Below are 16,448 nucleotides of genomic sequence, written 5' to 3' on the forward strand. Positions count from 1 at the left end.
CAGTACACGGGTCAGGGCCCGGCACGCCGAGAGCACGCACCTGACGCCGCGGGGCCGCCCTCCGGGCGACGGCGGGAATGTGACGACAGGGCCTACCCGGACACGCCCCGGACGCCGGACGACTCCACCCTGGTCTTCAACGCGTCGGTGAGGTGGCGGAAGCCCTGCTCGGACGGGGTGATGATCGAGTCCGCGAACGGCACCAGCAGCCCGCTGAACCGCTCCGTCTGCACCACATGGGTGCCGCCGTCGCGCGGGATCAGCTCGAAGCTGTGCACCCCGTCGAAGACACCGGGCACACCCAGCCGGCCGCGCCAGCGCAGCAGCCGCCCCGGCTCGCTCTCCAGCACGGTCGGCCGGAACACCATCTCCTTCCCGCTGCCGGGCAGTCGGAAGCGCAGGGTGAGCCGGGCGCCCGGCTCGGCCCGGCCGGCGGCCTCCACGAGGAAGGGGTTCCACTCGTGGAACCGCTCGAAGTCGGTGAGCACCGACCACACCCGGTCGACGGTGCTGTGGATGTGCACGGCGGACGAGATACGGCGCATGACATTCCTTCCGGGACGGACGGCGCGACCGCGGGCGCGACGGAGCGGCCCTGTGCGGGACGCGGACGAAGAGGAGGAGCGGGGGAGGGGCGGCGGGCACCTCACGGAGGAGCCGTGGAGGGCCCCGGGAGGACGACGCTACCGGCCGGGCCCCCACCGGCGCGGTCCTCGGCCCCACCGCTCTAGCGCGACCTTAGCGCCGGTCAGCAGGGTCCCCTCCGGACGCTTCAGTGAGAATCCAGCGCCCTGCCCGACGCTTGGCGTACGCGTCCCGCCCCCCACGGGCGCGAAGGAAGGAAAACCCATGTTCTCGGCTCTGGGCTCGGCCCTGCACCGCCGGCGGATCGTCGTGCTCCTGCTGACCCTCCTGGTCACCGCCCTGGCCACCGTGTACGGCGGCACCGTGGAGGAGAAGCTCTCCAACGGCCTGTCCGACTACGACGATCCGGGCGGCGGCAACGTCGCGGCCCGCGAGATCATCGAACGGGCCACCGGCATCGACCCCCAGCAGGGCCATCTGCTGCTGGTCCGCACCGATGAGCGGCTCGACAAGGACACCGCCCCGCCGAAGGCCGTCACGGCCGCCGCGGAGCTCCTGCGGTCCCGCCCCGAGGTCGAGCAGGTCGTCGACTACACCTCCCCCGACGGGGCCGCGCTCATCGCCCGCGACGGACGCAGCACCGTGGTCGTCGGCGCCACCGGCTCCATGACGGACCAGGAGAGCGCCCAGGCGGTGGAGCGGCTCCAGAAGGCCATCGACGACGATCCCGCCCTGCGCGGCCGCACCTGGCTCGGCGGCGCCACACCCGGCCACGTCCAGGTGGCCGAGGTGTCGGGAACGGACCTGGCACAGGCCGAACTCCTCGCCACCCCCGTGATCCTGGTGGTGCTCTTCCTGGTCTTCCGCGGCCTGGTCGCCGCGCTCGTCCCCCTGCTGGGCGGCATCGTCTCCCTGCTGCTCACCATGGCGGGCCTGCGCGTCGCCACCGAGTTCATGAACGTCTCCACCGGCGCGACGAGCCTCGCCTTCGCGCTCGGCCTCGGCCTGTCCATCGACTTCGGACTGCTGCTCGTCTCCCGCTACCGCGAGGAACTCGCCGAGCACGGGCCGGGCGCCGAGGCCGTCCTGCGGACTGTCGCCACCGCCGGCCGCACCGTGCTGTTCAGCGCCCTCACCGTGGCCGCGGCCCTCGCCGCGCTGATCGCGTTCCCGCAGCCCTACCTGCGCTCCATGGGACTGGCCGGCGTCATCACCGTGGTGTCCGCCGCCCTGTTCGCCCTCCTCGGCCTGCCCCCGCTGCTCGCCCTGCTGGGCAAGCGGGTCAACTCCCTGGCCCCGCGCCGCTGGCAGCGCACCGCCGGTGCCGCCCGCGCCACCGAGGGACGCTGGTACCGCGTCGCGCAGACCGTGATGCGCCGCCCCGCCCTTTTCGCGCTCGCCGCCACGGCCGTGCTGCTGCTGATCGCCTCGCCGCTGCTCGGCGTGCGCTTCACCGGCGTGGACCCGACCCTCCTGCCCGAGGAGACCAGCGCGGGCCGGGTGGCCGCCGTCCTCGACGAGGACTACGACGCCAGGGCCACCTCGCCCCTGCAGATCGTGCTGGAGACCGACGGCGCCCCGGACCCGTCCCGGCTCGCCGACTACACCGAGCGGATCGGCGCCGTTCCCGGCGTGAAGTCGGTGGGCACCCCCGTCGAACTCGGCGACCGGTACTGGGAGATCGACGCCGTCCTCGCCGAGGACCCGCTGGCCGACTCGTCCAAGGACGCCGTCGAGGCCGTGCGGGACCTGGCCGCCCCGTACCCCGCCCGCTACACCGGCCGGACCGCCGACTTCCTGGCGCAGCGTGAGAGCATCGCCGACGCCCTGCCGCCGGCCGGCGGCATCCTGGTCGTCGTCACCCTGCTGCTGCTCTTTGCCTTCTCCGGCTCGGTGGTGCTGCCGCTGAAAGCCCTGGTGATGAACCTGCTGTCCACCGGCGCCGCCTTCGGTTTCCTGGTGTGGGTGTTCCAGGACGGCAACCTCGGCTTCGCCCCGCAGACCGGGCTGGAGGCCACCACACCCGTCCTGGTCTTCGCGCTCGCGTTCGGCCTGTCCACGGACTACAACGTCTTCCTGCTGAGCCGTATCAAGGAGGCCAGGGCCCAGGGCCTGGACAACCGCGAGGCGGTCGCCCAGGGCCTGTCCCGCACCGGCGGGATCGTCACCTCGGCCGCGGTGTTGTTCTGCATCCCGGTGGGCGCGCTGGCGATGTCGCGGCTGGTGTTCATCCAGGAACTGGGTCTGGGCGCCGCGTTCGCCGTCCTCATCGACGCGACGGTGGTACGCGCCTTCCTCGTCCCCTCCCTGATGGCCCTCCTCGGCGCCGCCAACTGGTGGGCCCCGCGCCCCCTGCGGGCGCTGCACCGCGCCCTGCGCCTCGACCGGATGGAACACGCCGACGAGGACGCCCCCGCCGCCGCGCCGGCCCCCGACAAGACGGCCGCGCCCGTCGGCTGACACCGCCCCTTCCACCACCGCCCCGACACGACGAGAGGCCGTCCGCCCATGCCGAAGGTCACCCAGGCCCACCGGGACGCCCGCCGTCGGCAGATCCTGGACGCCGCCCGGGCGGTGTTCGCGGAGAAGGGATTCGCCCAGTCCTCCACCGGTGACGTCGTCGCGCGCTCCGGACTGTCCGCCGGCGCGCTCTACCACTACTTCCCGAGCAAGGACGACCTGATCCAGGCCGTGTGCGAGGACGCGATCCACACGGCCCTGGACGACGTCACCTCGTCGAGCCTGTCGACGTCGCCGGAACGCGTCCACGGCACCGGCGACGGGCGGCAGCACGCGAGGCTCATGGCGCAGATCTGGGGCGAGGCGGCAGTCTCCCCCCACGTGGCCGAACGCGTCCGCCGCCACCTGGCCACCGCGCACGCCAAGGCCACCGACCTCATCCGCGTCGAACGCGGCGTGCGCGGCCTCCCCGGCGACCAGGACGCCACGGGAACGGCCGACGTCCTCCTGGCCCTCCTCACCGGCTACACCCTGCGCCTGGCCATGGGCGACGAGGCCGGCCCCGACCCGTTCGTCCAGGCGATCCACACGATCATCAGGACGCCCTGACTCCACCCGGGGCCCGTGCGGGCCGTGCGGTCACCGCCGTTCGAGCGGGTCGACCGGGGCCGGGCCGGTCAACCCGCCGACGTGGGCGTCAGCCCCAGGTCCACCGCCGCCTCCCGAAGGGCGTCCGTCACCGCTGAGACCAGGGGCTCGGGGCCCGAGCGGGACGCCCGGTGGACCGCGGCGATCCGGCGGTGACCCGCCACGGGGGCCGAGGGCAGCGCGACCGTCTCCGGGGTGGCGTCGGCCAGGGCCAGCGTGGGCACGACCGCCGCTCCGAGGCCCGCCCGCACCAGCGCGAGGACCGTCGGGAACTCCCGGCCCACATGGGCGCGCCGCGCGGCGAAACCGTACTCCGCGGAGAGCCGTTCCAGCGCCCGGCCGCACGCCGTGTCGGACGGGGCCGCCACCCACGGGCGCTCGGCGAGATCGCGCACCGAGCGGGGCGGCGGCGACCAGTCCGCCGGGGTGATCACCCGGTAGGCGTCGTCCGCGACGGGCGTGGACGCCAGGTCGGGCCACTGCACGTCGGGGTCCGGATCCGCGCCGTCGTACTCGACGACCAGCACGTCCAGTCCGCCGGTCCGCAACTCCCGCAGCGCCTCGGGGCCCTCCGCCTCGATGACGCGGGGCTCCAGACCGGGGTGGGTCCCGGCGAGGGCGGCGAGCGCCGGGACGAGGAGGTGGCAGACCGCCGAGGAGAACGCGGCGACCGCCACCGGGCCGGTCGCCCGGCCGGTCAGTTCGGCGAGTTCGCGGCGCGCCTCGGCCAGCTCCTGCTCGATGCGCTCGGCGCGCGCCGCCAGCAGCCGCCCGGCCGGGGTCAGTCCGGCCCGGCGGCGGGAGCGGTCCACGAGCGGGCGGCCCACCTCCCGTTCCAGCCGCGCGAGGTGCTGCGAGACGGCCGACGGCGTCAGATGCAGCACCTTCGCCGCGTCCACCACACCGCCGCGCAGCGCCACGGCGCGCAGGACGCGCAGTCGGCGGGGGTCCAGATCCATAAGCGGCACTGTAGCTCCGCTTCAGTAATCCTTGCTTGTGGTGAAGTGTGACTGCAGGGAGGATCGGGCCATGAGCGAGAACGACGAGCAGTGGCGGGTCCGGTTCGACGCCGAGGTGACCTTCGGCAACGGCGGCGGACTGCGGACGCAGGGCTTCATGCTGGACGTGCCGGGTCCGGAGATCGATGACGAGGAGCTGGCCCAGCTGTTCGTCCGGCACCTCGGGCTGCTCATGGTCGACAAGGTGAGCGTCAGCGGCCGGGAGGCGGTGCGGGAGCCGCACAAGGGCTCGCGCGGCACGGTCGGCGAGGGCCGACGGACCGTGCGCGGGGCGGGCGGCGGCGGACACGGCACCGACGGCCGCCGGATCGTCGACCTCAGCCACACGATCCGGCACGGGATGACCACGTACCCCGGACTGCCCGGCCCCGAGATCGGCGAGCACCTCACCCGGGACGCCTCCCGCGACCACTACGCGCCCGGCACCGAGTTCGCCATCGGCCGGATCGCGATGGTCTCCAACACCGGCACCTACCTGGACAGCCCCTTCCACCGGTTCAGCGGCGGGCACGACCTCGCCGGGCTGCCGATCGGCTCGTTCGCCGACCTCGACGGCGTCGTCGTCCGCGTCCACGACGCCGGACGCCGGGCCGTGGACCGGGCCGCGCTGCTGCCGTACGACGTCACGGGGCGGGCGGTGCTGATCCACACCGGCTGGGACCGGCACTTCGGCACCGAGCGGTACGGCCACGGCCACCCCTTCCTCACGGCGGACGCGGTGGACTGGCTGGTCGAGCGGCGGGCGGCCCTGGTCGGCATCGACTCCCTCAACATCGACGACACCGACGACGGCACCCGCCCCGCCCACACCGGGCTGCTCGCCGCCGGTATCCCCGTCGTGGAACACCTGCGCGGCCTGGACCGGCTCCCTCCGCAGGGCTTCCGCTTCCACGCCGCGCCCCCGGCCGTCGAGGGCATGGGCACCTTCCCGGTACGGGCGTACGCGCTCGTCGACGACACGGGCGAGGACGGCCGCGACGACGACGGCCGCGACGAGAACCGCCATGACGAGAACGGCCGCGACGAGAACCGCCACGACGAGAACGGCCGGTGACATATCGGAGGCGCGGGCCGGGGCGGCCTGTCTAGGCTGACCCGGTGACCGCCCTCGACATCCAGCGCGTGGACGGTGCCGCAGACGACGAGCAGCTCGAAGCCTGGCGGTACGTCCACAACACGATCATCCCCGCCCACCTGCTCTCCCTGGCCGACGTCCGCGACCGCGCCGCCCGCAACCACCTCGAACTGGCCTACGTGGGCGGTGTGCTGGTCGGCAACTCCACGGTCCGCCCGCCCGCCGGGGCCGACGCCACGGCCGTGGTCATCGCCCGGGTGCTCGCCGAGCACCGGGGCCGCGGGCTCGGCGGGCACCTGTACGAACGCGCCCTCCGGAAGGCACGCGAGCTGGGGGCCCGGGTCATCGAGACCTGTGTCCTGGAGTCCAACGAGGACGGCCTCCGCTTCGCCGAGAAGCACGGCTTCGTCGAGACCGAGCGCTACCGACTCGACGGCGACCCGGCCTGGTGGATCGACCTGCGGCTGGCCGGGTAGCCCCGTCCGAGGAGCGGCCCGGCAGCCTGGCTCACAGGGCGCCCGCGAGATCCAGCGCCGCCACGTACCCGAACGTCATCGCCGGGCCGATCGTCGAGCCCGCGCCCGCGTAACTGCGGCCCATCACCGCGGCGCTGGCGTTGCCCGCCGCGTACAGGCCGCGGATCACCGTGCCGTCGGGGCGCAGCACCCGGGCGCGGGCGTCGGTGAGGAGCCCGCCCTTGGTGCCGAGGTCGCCGGGGACGATGCGCAGGGCGTAGTACGGCGGCAGCCACAGCGGCGCCAGACAGGAGTTGGGCTGCACGGACGGGTCCGTGTAGTAGTGGTCGTAGGCGCTGTCGCCGCGCCCGAAGTCGGCGTCGTCGCCCTGCCGGGCCAGGGAGTTGAAGCGGTCGACGGTGGCGCGCAGCGCGGCGCCGGGGACACCGATCGCGGAGGCCAGCGCGTCCAGCGACCACGCCTTGTGGACGGCCCCGGCGTCGTACCACTCGGCGGGGAACGGGAACGTCGGCGCGATGTCCTTGAACAGGTACCGGTTGCGGTAGTTCTGGTCGACGATCAGCCAGGCCGGGATGTGCCGGGCGGCCGGGGTGTCGCGCTCGTACATCGTGTGGACGACATCGCTGTACGGCCCGGCCTCGTTGACGAACCGGGCGCCCGCCGCGTTGACCAGCAGGCCCCCGGGGAGCGTGCGTTCGGCGAGGCAGAACCAGGGCTGCCCCGGTGTCGCGATGGCCGGCCCCCACCAGGCGTCGTCCATCAGCGCCACGTCGGCGCCCGCGCGCTGTCCGGCGCGGATGCCGTCGCCGGTGTTCTCCTTGGCGCCCACGGACCAGTGGGCCACGGGCTGCTCCTGGTACCGCTCGCGCATGGCGGCGTTGTGCTCGAAGCCGCCCGAGCCGACGATGACGCCGCGCCGGGCGCGCAGCAGCCCGGGGGAGCCGTCGCGGGTGACGACGGCCCCGGTGACCGCCCCGTTCTCGACGTGCAGGTCCGTCAGCGGGGTGTCGAGCCACACCGGGACACCGGCGGACAGGAGCCCGGCGCGCAGTCCGCCCGCCAGGGCCTGGCCCATGGTGAGCGGCTTCTGCCCGAGCAGCGCGGCCTTGGTGCCCCGCGCGAGGCACTCGGTGGCGACGGCCACCCCCTTGGCGCTCACGGCGGTCAGGGCGAGCCACTTGTAGTCGGCGCTGAAGACAACCATGCCGGGCGGTGTGGCCAGGTACGGCGGGTTCAGCCGGGCGAGTTCGGCGCCCAGCACGTTCCCGTCGAACTGGTCGGGCTCGATGGAGCGGCCGTTGGGCAGACCGCCCGGCAGCTCCGGGTAGTAGTCGCTGTACCCCTCCATCCAGCGGAACCTGAGCGGGCTGTGCGCCATGACGAAGGAGAGCATGGCGGGGCCGTGGTCCAGGAACGCCTTCTGCCGGTCGGCCGGGACGTCGTCGCCGACCACGGCCGCGAGGTACTGCGCGGCCTTCGCCGGGGTGTCGGGCACACCGGCGGCCTTGATGACGCTGTTGTTGGGCAGCCAGATCCCCGCGCCGGAACGCGCCGCCGACCCTCCGAAAGTCGGCGCCTTCTCCACGACGACACAGCTCAGCCCCTTCCCGGCCGCCGTCAGCGCGGCGGTCATCCCGGCGGCGCCGGAGCCGATGACGACGACGTCGTAGGTACCGAGCAGGGGAGGGGCGGCGGCCGTGTCCGCCGCGACGGCCGTGCCACCGAGCCCCCCGGCCGCCACCACGGCCCCGGCACCGGCGGCGGCACCGAGCACCCGCCGCCGCGAGGGTGTGGCGGCCGGTGCGGTCGTACCTCTGTGGGGGTCCGCGCTCTTGGACATGCGGGTCGCTCCAGCCTGGGCAGGGTGTGGGAGTGCCGTGCCGTTCCCCCGGGACGGCGGGGCGCCGAGTCCCGGGTGTGGTGCGGAGCCTCGAATCTGACGTGCGGGTGTTGTGAAGTCAAGGCCGTTGCTGACGTTGACTCAACTCTTGCTGGGAAGCGCTGTGCGATGGTGCGTTTCACGTCATCAGGAGCGATATCCCGACAGCAGGCGCAGGCCCGTGTCGACAGCATCGCGTATCGCGACCAGAAACGCCGGTCTCCCCGCGAATTCCCGGCTCGTGACCACGTCCTGGGGCAGGAGCGCCCCGATGGCCCCGAAGTCCCCGTCGTACAGGGAGAGATCCTCGTACTCGATCCAGTTCCCCTTGTCCTCCACCACGCACCGGTAGGTCCGTGTCGGGGGCGGCGGGGTCATCCGGTACTCGGCGAGGTGGAACGCCGTGCACACCTCGAAGCCGACGCGCAGCAGCAGGACCTGGGCGTCGGCGGCGTACAGCGCGGCCAGCGGTGACCGTTCTCCCAGGTGGCAGTGCGGGTCGTGGCCGGCGAGCAGTTCCTCGGCCCGCGCGCCGAGAGCGGCGAAGGAGGTCTGCGGATGGGCGCTGCGGACCGCGCCCGGTGTGGTCCGTACGCACTCGGCCAGGGCGCCCATGGCCGGGCAGGGCGTGGCGTTCGGCTCGAACGGCGGCATCGCCGCCCGGAACTCGGCTCTCTCCCTCTCGGTCAGCCCTTCGGTGAGGCGGTGGTAAGCGGGCGAGGTATCGGAGTTCTCGGGGGTGAAGGCGGGCACGACCAGAGTGCCGTCGGGGCCGAGCACCGCCCGTACGGCGTCCCGCACCCCGGTGGGGCTCCAGCCGGTGCCGCCGAGCGACGCGTGCAGCATCAGCACGCCTCCGGGCCGGACCCCCAGCTCACGCAACGCCTGGGGAAGTTCCTCGATGTCACTCATGCGCCACCGCCAGCTCCCTGCGCGACTCGTCGACCAAGTGGGCACCGCTCAAGATGAGTTGGCCGGCGGCCTCCAAGCCGAACCTGTCCAGGGCGCGGCGGGCCCGGCGCAGCGACTCCGGGGCGCCGGCCGGGGTGGCGGACGCCCGCGCCAGACGCGCGTCGGCCTCGTCGAGGAGGGGGCATTTCACGGACGAACTCCTCCGGCTCGACGTGGGCGGCCACCCCCAGGGCGCCGAACGCGTGCGTGCCGAGCCGCAGTCCGGCGCCGGGGGCGAGGGGGGTGACGGTCGTGAAGAAGAGGGGTGTCCTGCCGCCCTGGTGCTGGGAGGGCTCGTGGATGTCCAGCGCCTCGTACGCTGTCAGCAGCGGGGTCAGGGCGCGGGTGCGTTCCGCGCAGATTCTGAGCCGGGCGGGTCCGACCAGAAGTGGTTCACCGCCGTGGAGAATGACGGAGACTCTTTCCAGTTCTCTCGCCGTCACGTACTCGGGGAGACGCAGGGCGACCTGATGGAGCGTTTCGTCGGAGATCACCGCGGGGCGTGAACGCCGGCTCCGGTCGGCGGCCTCATACACATAGCAGTGGTCGCACGCCAGATCGCATCGACTGTGGATCCTGAGTACCAGTTGCTGGATCGCGTGCTGGTTCGCGGGGTCGCTCACTTCCCGCAGTGTACGCCCTCGGGCCAACCGGCGCCGAAACCGCGGCGGGGCCCAACCTCCTTGATGCATAAGGAAATTGGGCCCCGGTCCGAGTACGTCGGACGGAGGAGGTGAAGCCTGAAAGGGACTCTGCCATCGGGCGCGCTAAGCGGTATGCCGAGGTGGCCGACCATGCGGTATGCCGAGGTGGCGGGCTGGCGCAATTCCATGATTGACGAGAGCATGACCGTCCCGTTGGCTCCCTGCTTCCGTGTGAGGTCCCCATGGCTGCCGCGCCCGGCCCGAGCACCACGGTGAGTGATCGTGACTTACCCCCGTTGTTCCATGTGTGCGACCGGCTCGCGCTGGTCCATCAGGGTGAGTCGTTCCGGATCGTACGGAGGCAGTTGTTCACGCTGCTGCTCGCCACCGCGACCGCCTCGCTCGCGGAGCGGGTGGGGAGCCGGATACCGTCGGCGGTCGCCGCCGTGCTGTACGCCGCGACCATCGGGCTCGGGATCCACGCCACCCGGCGGCGGGCCCGGGCGCACTGGCAGGCGCACCGGGCCGCCGCCGAGGTGATCAAATCGCTGGCCTGGCAGTACATGGTGCACGGCGGTCCCTTCCCCTCACGGCTAGTCAACCCCGAGGCGATGTTCGCGGAACGGCTGGAGGAACGGCTGAGCGAGCTGCGGAAGGTCGGGTGGGAGGACCCCCGGGAGAACCCCGCCGAACTCGGACTCGGGCAGATCACCCCGAGGATGCGGGCCGTGCGCGCCAAGCCGTTCGCCGCGCGGCGGGACATCTACCTCCGGGACCGCGTACTGGAGCAGCTGGCCTGGTACGGCGGCAAGGCCGGCCAGGCGCACCAGGCGTCCGTGCGCTGGTCGGGCGTCACCACCACACTGACCGCCCTGGCCCTCGTCACCGCCGGGCTGCGCGCCCTCGGGGTGATCGGCAGCCGCTGGGACCCCACCGGCGTGCTCAGTGCCGCCGCCGCCGCGGGAGTGGCCTGGCAGGAGGTCCGCCGGCACCGCCCGCTGACCTACGCCCACAAGCTGGTCGAACAGGACCTCGACACCCACCGCGTCGCCATGGGCACCACGGTCACCGAGGACGGCTGGGCCGACGCGGTCGCCGAGGCCGAACGACTGGTCTCGCCCCAGCACACGGACTGGCTCGTACGGCTCGGCTCCTGACGAGGCACCGGCCCCCGGGGCGGTGCGTCAGGGGCGGCGCACGCCGGGGCTCCAGAGCACCGTCACCGGCACGCCCGTCCGCCGCGCGTAGGCGACGATGTCGGCCGTGCCGCCCAGACCGCGGGCCGGGGCGCCGTCCCAGACGGCGACCATGCGGTCCGCGTGGTCGACGATGTAGCGCCCGGCCGCGTAGTACGCCTCGTCGTGGGTGCGTTCGTACGGCAGCTCCACGCGCTCCGAGCAGCACTTGAGGAGCCGGCGGTACGCCGCCCGCACCTCGTCGCCGCCGAGGTGGGTCTCGTAGTCCATGCCGGGGATCACGGCGGTCAGCGGGACACCGCAGTCCAGGGCGATCTGCGCGAACAGCTGATCGGCTCCGGCGGCGAGGCTGCTGAGGGCCCGGGCCGCCGCACGGTTCCGTAGCTCCGACCGGATGCCGGACCGCACGGCGGACAGGGCCGCGTCCGGGATCTGCCGGTGTCCGGTGATACCGATCCGGGTCACGGGCCCTGGCATCCGTGCGCTCACCTCCGTGGCCGCGGTCATCCAAGTAACGGTAGCGGCAGGGGACTTGAGCGAGAACGACACGTACGGGTGTTCGGCGGGGCGCCACAGGCTCACAGAGGCGACAACCGGGAGACCGGCCCGCTGCCGACCGCCCCCGCGTGCTCCGCATGCTGCCACCGCCGCATCCGGGGAGGCCCGTGCGGGGGCGACGAGGGGCGACGAGGGGCGACAGGGGCGCCAGGGGTGGCGTGGTGCTCAGCCGCTCAGTCGCTGACCGGGTCCAGGGAGATGGGTTCCAGGCGGCCTTCCAGCATCGCGCCGACGCCGAGGGCCGCGCAGACGTCCGGTCGCTCGGCGATGGCCACCGGCATGCCCGTCGCGTGGCGGAGCATCTGGTCGAAGCCGGGGAGCAGGGCGCTGCCACCGACCATCATGATGCCGCGGTCGGCGAGGTCGGCCACCAGGTCGGGCGGGCAGTCGCGCAGCACCTTGCCGATGCCGTCGACGACGGCCGTCAGCGGGGTCTGGATGGCGTCGCGCACGGCCGCCGTGTCCACCTGGACGGAACGGGCCAGACCGGTCGCCACGTCCAGGCCGTGGATCTCGGTGGAGGCGGGGCCGTGGGGGGTGAGGCCGTTGCCGGACAGGGCCAGCTGGAGCGGCCGTACCGACTGGCTGGGCAGGGTCAGCTCGTGCCGCAGCCGCAGGTGCTGCACGATCGCGTGGTCGATGGCCTCGCCGCCCACCGGGATGCGCACCGCGTTGACCACCGACCCCAGCGACAGCACCGCGAGCTGGGTGGCCGCCGCGCCGCACACCATGATCATGGTCGCCTCGGGCTGCTCCACGGGCAGACCGCAGCCGACCGCCGCCGCGATCAGTGTGTCCACCAGCTCCACCCGGCGGGCGCCCAGACCCACCAGCGTCTCGATCGTGGCGCGCTGGGCGAGGGGGTCCGCGTCGTGCGGGGTGCAGGCGGCCGCCCGGAGGACGGGCTTGCGGCGCAGCGTGCGGCGGACCTTGTCGCCGAGCAACTGGCGCAGCATGCGCTGGGCCATGTCGATGTCCACCACCGTGCCGCCGGAGACGGGCCGGGCCACGCGGATGTAGTCGGGCGTACGGCCCGTCATCTTCTCCGCGAACTCGCCGACCGCGATCAGCGCGCCCGTCCTCGTGTTCACGGCGGCCACGCTCGGCTGGTCCACGACCAGGCCCGCGCCCTTCACATAGACGCGGGTCCGCGCCGCCCCCAGATCGACGGCGAAATGGCAGCGGCGCAGCTGCTCCAGACTGGCGGTCATGGTCGTCATGGCGGCGGATCCTCCCGAGAGCACGGGCCGTGCGGGCCGCCGGGCGGCGGTTCCCTGGTTCCCTTGCATCGTGCGCGGGCGGGGGACCGGCTGCCCGCTGGGGTGGGCCGGGCGGGGTGCGGCTGGACGGGTGGTTTCCGCGACACCCGGTCATCTCGGCCCACCCGCCCGTCGCCCGCCCGTCGCCCCGCCGTCGCCCCGCTGGTCGCCCGCCGGTCGTCCCGCTGGTCGCCCGCCCGGTCGCCCTCCGGTCGTCCGGCTGGTCGCCCGCCGGTCGTCCGGCTGGTCGCCCGCCCGTCGTCCGGCTGGTCACCCGCCGGTCGTCCGGCTGGTCGCCCGCCCGTCGTCCGGCTGGTCACCCGCCGGTTGTCCGGCTGGTCGCCCGGCTGGTCACCCGCCGGTTGTCCGGCTGGTCACCCGGCTGGTCGCCCTCCGGTTGTCCGGCTGGTCGCTCGCCCGGTCGCCCTCCGGTCGTCCCGCCGGTCTCCCGCCCGTCGCCCGGCCAGTCACCCGCCGCTCGCCCGGCCGGTCGCCCGCCCGGTCACCAGCCGGTCGTCCCGCCGCTCGCCCGGCCGGTCGCCCGCCCGTCGCCCGGCCAGACACCCGCCGCTCGCCCGCCCGTCGCCTGGCCAGTCACCCGCCGGTCGCCCGCCCGGTCGTCCCGCCGGTCACCCGCTGGTCGCCCGCCTGTCGCCCGGCCGGTCGCCCGCCCGCCGCCCGCTGGTCGCCCGCCCGTCGTCCCACCGGTCACCCGCCGTCGTCCCACCAGCCCCCCACACGTCGCCCCACCAGCCCCCCGCCCGTCGCCCGGCCAGTCACCCGCCGGCTACCCGTCGGCCGCCGGGGCCGTGAGGCCTCGGACCACGCCCAGGTCCACCAAGTCCTGTGGGCGGACGCGGAGTTCGTCGGCCGTGGCTCTGATCTGGCTCTCCGGGCGCTTCAGGATCGCCGCGGCGAGTTCGGGAGCGATCACCGAGAAGTAGCTGTCGGGGGTGGCCCAGGTGTTGCCGGGCGCGGCGAGGGCCAGGGCACCGCCCGAGCCGCCCTCGCCGACGACGAGGGTGGTGATCGGGGTGCGGGCGGTGGCGACGGCGGCGAACAGGTCGGCGATGGCGGCGCCGGCGCCCTGGCGTTCCGCCTCGGCGTCGTTCGCGGCGCCGGGGGTGTCGACCAGGGTCAGCACGGGGATGCCGAGCCGGTCGGCCAGACGGATCAGTCGGGCGGCGGTGCGGTAGCCCGCCGGACGGGTGGCCGTGCCGCGCTGGGCCGCGTAGGCGATCGTCCGCCCCTCGTGCTCGCCGAACCCGCACAGCATGCCGGGGTCGGTGCCGCCCGCGCGGTCGCCGCTGACGGCCGTGCGGTGCGTGAAGTAGGCGTCCAGATAGGCGTCGGCGCGGGGGCGGCGGGGCGAGCGGGCGCGCTCCACCGCCTCCCAGCCGGTGGCGGGGAGGCGGTGGAGCGTGGCCGCCGACGGGGCCGGGGGCGGCGTCGGCAGAGCGGCCGGGGGCGGGGCCGGGGATGCCGACGGGCCGGTCAGGAGGCGGAGCCAGCGGGCCAGGGTGTCCCGTAGGTCCTCGGGGCGCACGATCGCGTCGACCGCGCCCGCCGCCAGCTGGGCCTCGGCCGTGTAGGCGGCGGGGTCCGCGTCGGGCGGGCGGACCCGGGAGCCGGCGAAGCCGATCTGGGCGGCGGGGAGGGCGAGGATCACATCGGCGCCGGCGCCCAGGGTGGCCCAGCCGCCGCCCGTCGTGGGGTCGCGGAGCACGGCGATCTGGGGGAGGCCCGCCTCGCGGGTGAGGGCCGACTGGCGGGCCACCCGCTGGAGTTGGGTGAGCGCGCGCATGCCCTCCTGCATACGGCTGCCGCCGGTCGCCACCAGCGAGACGACCGGCAGACGGTGCTCACGGGCGTAGGCGTACGCCGACTCCAGCCGGTCCCCGGTGCGCTCGCCGAGGGAACCGCCGAGGAAGCCGAACTCGAAGGCGATGAGGACGGCCCGGAGCGGACCGGCGGTGGCGTCCGGCTGCCGCGGGGCCGGCCGGGCGCCGATCGTCGCCACGCCGCACACCACCGACTCCTCCTCGCCGGTGCGTTCGGCGGCGCGGGCGCGGGCCGTGTCGTAGCCCCGCCAGGCGAGGGGGCCGTCGGGGGCGTACTCCTTCGACGGGGCGGGGAGGCGGGTGAAGTCGTCGGTGAGGAAGGCGATGGCCTCGCGGGCCGGGAAGCGGCGGTCAGTCATCCGTCTTCAGCGCCCGCTTCATGATCTTCCCCATGTCGTTGCGGGGGAGGGAACCGAGGTAGTGGACGGTCCGGGGCCGCTTGTGCGGGGCGAGCCGGGCGGCCACGTGGGCGGCCAGCTCGTCCGGCGCGGGGCGGGCGGCGGGGTCCGCGGGCACGATCCAGGCGACCACGCGTTCACCCAAATCGGGGTCGGGCTCGCCGGTGACCGCGGCCTCCTTCACCGCCGGGTGTTCGAGGAGCGCGTTCTCGATCTCGCCGGCGCCGATCTTGTAGCCGCCGCTTTTGATGAGGTCGGTGGCCTTGCGGCCGACGATGCGGACGTAGCCGTCGGGGTCGCGGACCGCCATGTCCCCGGTGCGGAACCAGCCGTCCGCGGTGAACGCGGCGGCGGTCGCGTCGGGCCGGTTCAGATACTCGGTGAAGAGGTTCGGGCCCCGCACCTGGATCTCGCCGACCGACTCGCCGTCGTACGCGGTGAGCGGGGTGCCGTCCTCCTCCACCAGCCGCAACTCCACGCCGGGCAGCGGGACTCCGACCGTGCCGGCGCGGGGTTCGCCGTCGGCGCGGACGCTGGTGTTCATGAGGGTCTCCGTCATGCCGTACCGCTCGATCACCCGGCGCCCGGTCGCCGCCGCGATCCGTTCGTGGTCGTGCACGGGCAGCGCGGCCGAGCCGGAGACGAGGAGACGCGCGCGGGCCAGGGCCTCGGCCAGTTCCGGATCGGTGGGCAGGGCCTCGGCGACGCGGTGGTACATCGTCGGGACCCCGAACAGCATGGTCGCGCCGGAGTTCAGCTCGCGGGCCACGCCCCCGGTGTCGAACCGGCCCAGGTGGCGGACCGAGCCGCCGCGGCGCAGCGGGCCCAGGACACCGAGGATCAGGCCGTGCACATGGAACAGGGGCAGGGCGTGGACGAGTACGTCGTCGCCGGTCCACCGCCAGGCGTCGGCCAGGGCGTCCAGGGTGGCGGCGACGGCGCGGCGGGGGATGACGGCGCCCTTGGGCGGGCCGGTGGTGCCGGAGGTGTAGACGACCAGGGCGGGGGCGCCGTCCGGGACGTCCTCGACGGCGTACGGGGCCGGGCCGTCGGGGACCGCCGCGACATCGACGTCCACGCGGTCCAGGCCGCCGAGCGCGGCCGGCAGTTCCGTGCCCGGTGCCGTCAGGACCAGGGTGGGGGCACTGTCCTTCACGATGTGGCCCAGTTCGCCGTCGCCCGACTTCGGGTTGAGCGGTACGGCGGGGGCCCCGGCGAGCAGCGCGGCGACGACACCGACCGCCGTCTCCAGCGTCGGGGTCGCCCACACGGCCACACGGCCCGCGTCGCGCAGCCGGGGGACCAGGGCGCCGGCCGCGGCGGCGAGACCGGCGTAGGTGAGGGCACGGTCACCGAAGCGCAGGGCGGGACGGTCGAGCGGGGCGGTGCCGGTGAGGGCCGGGAAGAGGGGGGACACGCGGTGCACTCCTTGGTCGGCGCGGACGGGGCTGGTGGGGCG

Annotated in this window: 14 protein-coding genes and 1 pseudogene; 5 read left to right on the plus strand and 10 right to left on the minus strand. The window is 74.4% G+C overall.

The annotated features are described in order from the left end of the window. Window positions 1-92: 92 nt before the first annotated feature. Window positions 93-545, minus strand: coding sequence for an SRPBCC family protein (locus ACZ4Z2_RS13775; protein ID WP_468075512.1), 453 nt, complete (start codon window positions 543-545; stop codon window positions 93-95). Between the two features lie 304 nt (window positions 546-849). Between ACZ4Z2_RS13775 and ACZ4Z2_RS13780 the strand changes: the two genes are divergently transcribed. Together ACZ4Z2_RS13780 and ACZ4Z2_RS13785 are read left to right on the plus strand one after the other, a co-directional pair. Beyond that, the gene (locus ACZ4Z2_RS13780; protein ID WP_468075514.1) at window positions 850-3,045 is read left to right on the plus strand and encodes an MMPL family transporter; all 2,196 of its coding nucleotides are present in this window, start codon (window positions 850-852) and stop codon (window positions 3,043-3,045) included. 48 nt (window positions 3,046-3,093) lie between these two features. Next, window positions 3,094-3,654 carry a TetR/AcrR family transcriptional regulator gene (locus tag ACZ4Z2_RS13785; RefSeq protein WP_468075516.1) on the plus strand — a complete coding sequence of 187 codons (561 nt, stop codon included), beginning with the start codon at window positions 3,094-3,096 and terminating at the stop codon, window positions 3,652-3,654. A gap of 68 nt (window positions 3,655-3,722) precedes the next feature. On the opposite strand, the gene ACZ4Z2_RS13790 is transcribed toward ACZ4Z2_RS13785, so the two are convergent. Next, the gene (locus ACZ4Z2_RS13790) at window positions 3,723-4,652 is read right to left on the minus strand and encodes a LysR family transcriptional regulator (protein WP_468075518.1); all 930 of its coding nucleotides are present in this window, start codon (window positions 4,650-4,652) and stop codon (window positions 3,723-3,725) included. 70 nt (window positions 4,653-4,722) lie between these two features. Between ACZ4Z2_RS13790 and ACZ4Z2_RS13795 the strand changes: the two genes are divergently transcribed. Both ACZ4Z2_RS13795 and ACZ4Z2_RS13800 read left to right on the plus strand, forming a co-directional pair. Then, a complete protein-coding gene (locus ACZ4Z2_RS13795) occupies window positions 4,723-5,766 on the plus strand; it encodes a cyclase family protein (protein WP_468075520.1) in 1,044 nt (347 codons plus the stop codon). Window positions 5,767-5,810: 44 nt separating this feature from the next. Next, the gene (locus tag ACZ4Z2_RS13800) at window positions 5,811-6,263 is read left to right on the plus strand and encodes a GNAT family N-acetyltransferase (RefSeq protein WP_468075522.1); all 453 of its coding nucleotides are present in this window, start codon (window positions 5,811-5,813) and stop codon (window positions 6,261-6,263) included. 31 nt (window positions 6,264-6,294) lie between these two features. Here the strand turns inward: ACZ4Z2_RS13800 and kstD are convergent, their stop codons facing one another. The 4 genes and pseudogenes from kstD to ACZ4Z2_RS13820 form a co-directional block, all read right to left on the minus strand. Next, entirely contained in the window at window positions 6,295-8,103 is a 1,809-nt protein-coding gene (kstD, locus tag ACZ4Z2_RS13805; RefSeq protein WP_468075524.1) for a 3-oxosteroid 1-dehydrogenase, read from the minus strand. A gap of 186 nt (window positions 8,104-8,289) precedes the next feature. Next, on the minus strand, window positions 8,290-9,054 hold the full coding sequence (locus tag ACZ4Z2_RS13810) for an AAC(3) family N-acetyltransferase (RefSeq protein ID WP_468075526.1): 765 nt from the start codon (window positions 9,052-9,054) through the stop codon (window positions 8,290-8,292). Beyond that, window positions 9,047-9,244 carry a hypothetical protein gene (locus tag ACZ4Z2_RS13815; RefSeq protein WP_468075986.1) on the minus strand — a complete coding sequence of 66 codons (198 nt, stop codon included), beginning with the start codon at window positions 9,242-9,244 and terminating at the stop codon, window positions 9,047-9,049. Before ACZ4Z2_RS13815 ends, ACZ4Z2_RS13810 begins: the two co-directional genes overlap by 8 nt. 175 nt (window positions 9,245-9,419) lie before the next feature. Further along, window positions 9,420-9,716, minus strand: a pseudogene (locus ACZ4Z2_RS13820) (radical SAM/SPASM protein FxsBH, inactivated beta-hydroxylase extension form); the annotation flags it as partial. 263 nt (window positions 9,717-9,979) lie between these two features. Here ACZ4Z2_RS13820 and ACZ4Z2_RS13825 point away from each other — a divergent pair. After that, a complete protein-coding gene (locus ACZ4Z2_RS13825) occupies window positions 9,980-10,894 on the plus strand; it encodes a DUF4231 domain-containing protein (protein WP_468075528.1) in 915 nt (304 codons plus the stop codon). Between the two features lie 27 nt (window positions 10,895-10,921). Here the strand turns inward: ACZ4Z2_RS13825 and ACZ4Z2_RS13830 are convergent, their stop codons facing one another. From ACZ4Z2_RS13830 to ACZ4Z2_RS13845, 4 genes are all read right to left on the minus strand, one after another. Continuing rightward, window positions 10,922-11,440: a hypothetical protein gene (locus tag ACZ4Z2_RS13830; protein WP_468075530.1), complete on the minus strand. Its 519-nt coding sequence runs from the start codon at window positions 11,438-11,440 to the stop codon at window positions 10,922-10,924. A 224-nt stretch (window positions 11,441-11,664) separates the two neighbouring features. Next, window positions 11,665-12,702 (minus strand): rod shape-determining protein, encoded by a 1,038-nt coding sequence (locus tag ACZ4Z2_RS13835; protein WP_468075954.1) that lies wholly within the window; start codon window positions 12,700-12,702, stop codon window positions 11,665-11,667. Window positions 12,703-13,537: 835 nt separating this feature from the next. Beyond that, entirely contained in the window at window positions 13,538-14,950 is a 1,413-nt protein-coding gene (locus tag ACZ4Z2_RS13840; protein WP_468075532.1) for a carboxyl transferase domain-containing protein, read from the minus strand. Then, a complete protein-coding gene (locus ACZ4Z2_RS13845) occupies window positions 14,943-16,406 on the minus strand; it encodes an acyl-CoA synthetase (RefSeq protein ID WP_468075534.1) in 1,464 nt (487 codons plus the stop codon). The genes ACZ4Z2_RS13840 and ACZ4Z2_RS13845 overlap by 8 nt, the downstream gene beginning before the upstream one ends. Window positions 16,407-16,448: the final 42 nt, after the last annotated feature.

This window comes from Streptomyces sp. NPDC030183 (assembly GCF_055573455.1).

What these genes read in the sequence shown, in the direction of transcription:
- ACZ4Z2_RS13775 (WP_468075512.1), bottom strand. Translation starts at nt 545, where the DNA reads ATGCGCCGTATCTCGTCCGCCGTGCACATCCACAGCACCGTCGACCGG.
- ACZ4Z2_RS13780 (WP_468075514.1), top strand. Translation starts at nt 850, where the DNA reads ATGTTCTCGGCTCTGGGCTCGGCCCTGCACCGCCGGCGGATCGTCGTG.
- ACZ4Z2_RS13785 (WP_468075516.1), top strand. Translation starts at nt 3,094, where the DNA reads ATGCCGAAGGTCACCCAGGCCCACCGGGACGCCCGCCGTCGGCAGATC.
- ACZ4Z2_RS13790 (WP_468075518.1), bottom strand. Translation starts at nt 4,652, where the DNA reads ATGGATCTGGACCCCCGCCGACTGCGCGTCCTGCGCGCCGTGGCGCTG.
- ACZ4Z2_RS13795 (WP_468075520.1), top strand. Translation starts at nt 4,723, where the DNA reads ATGAGCGAGAACGACGAGCAGTGGCGGGTCCGGTTCGACGCCGAGGTG.
- kstD (WP_468075524.1), bottom strand. Translation starts at nt 8,103, where the DNA reads ATGTCCAAGAGCGCGGACCCCCACAGAGGTACGACCGCACCGGCCGCC.
- ACZ4Z2_RS13810 (WP_468075526.1), bottom strand. Translation starts at nt 9,054, where the DNA reads ATGAGTGACATCGAGGAACTTCCCCAGGCGTTGCGTGAGCTGGGGGTC.
- ACZ4Z2_RS13825 (WP_468075528.1), top strand. Translation starts at nt 9,980, where the DNA reads ATGGCTGCCGCGCCCGGCCCGAGCACCACGGTGAGTGATCGTGACTTA.
- ACZ4Z2_RS13830 (WP_468075530.1), bottom strand. Translation starts at nt 11,440, where the DNA reads ATGACCGCGGCCACGGAGGTGAGCGCACGGATGCCAGGGCCCGTGACC.
- ACZ4Z2_RS13835 (WP_468075954.1), bottom strand. Translation starts at nt 12,702, where the DNA reads ATGACCGCCAGTCTGGAGCAGCTGCGCCGCTGCCATTTCGCCGTCGAT.
- ACZ4Z2_RS13840 (WP_468075532.1), bottom strand. Translation starts at nt 14,950, where the DNA reads ATGACTGACCGCCGCTTCCCGGCCCGCGAGGCCATCGCCTTCCTCACC.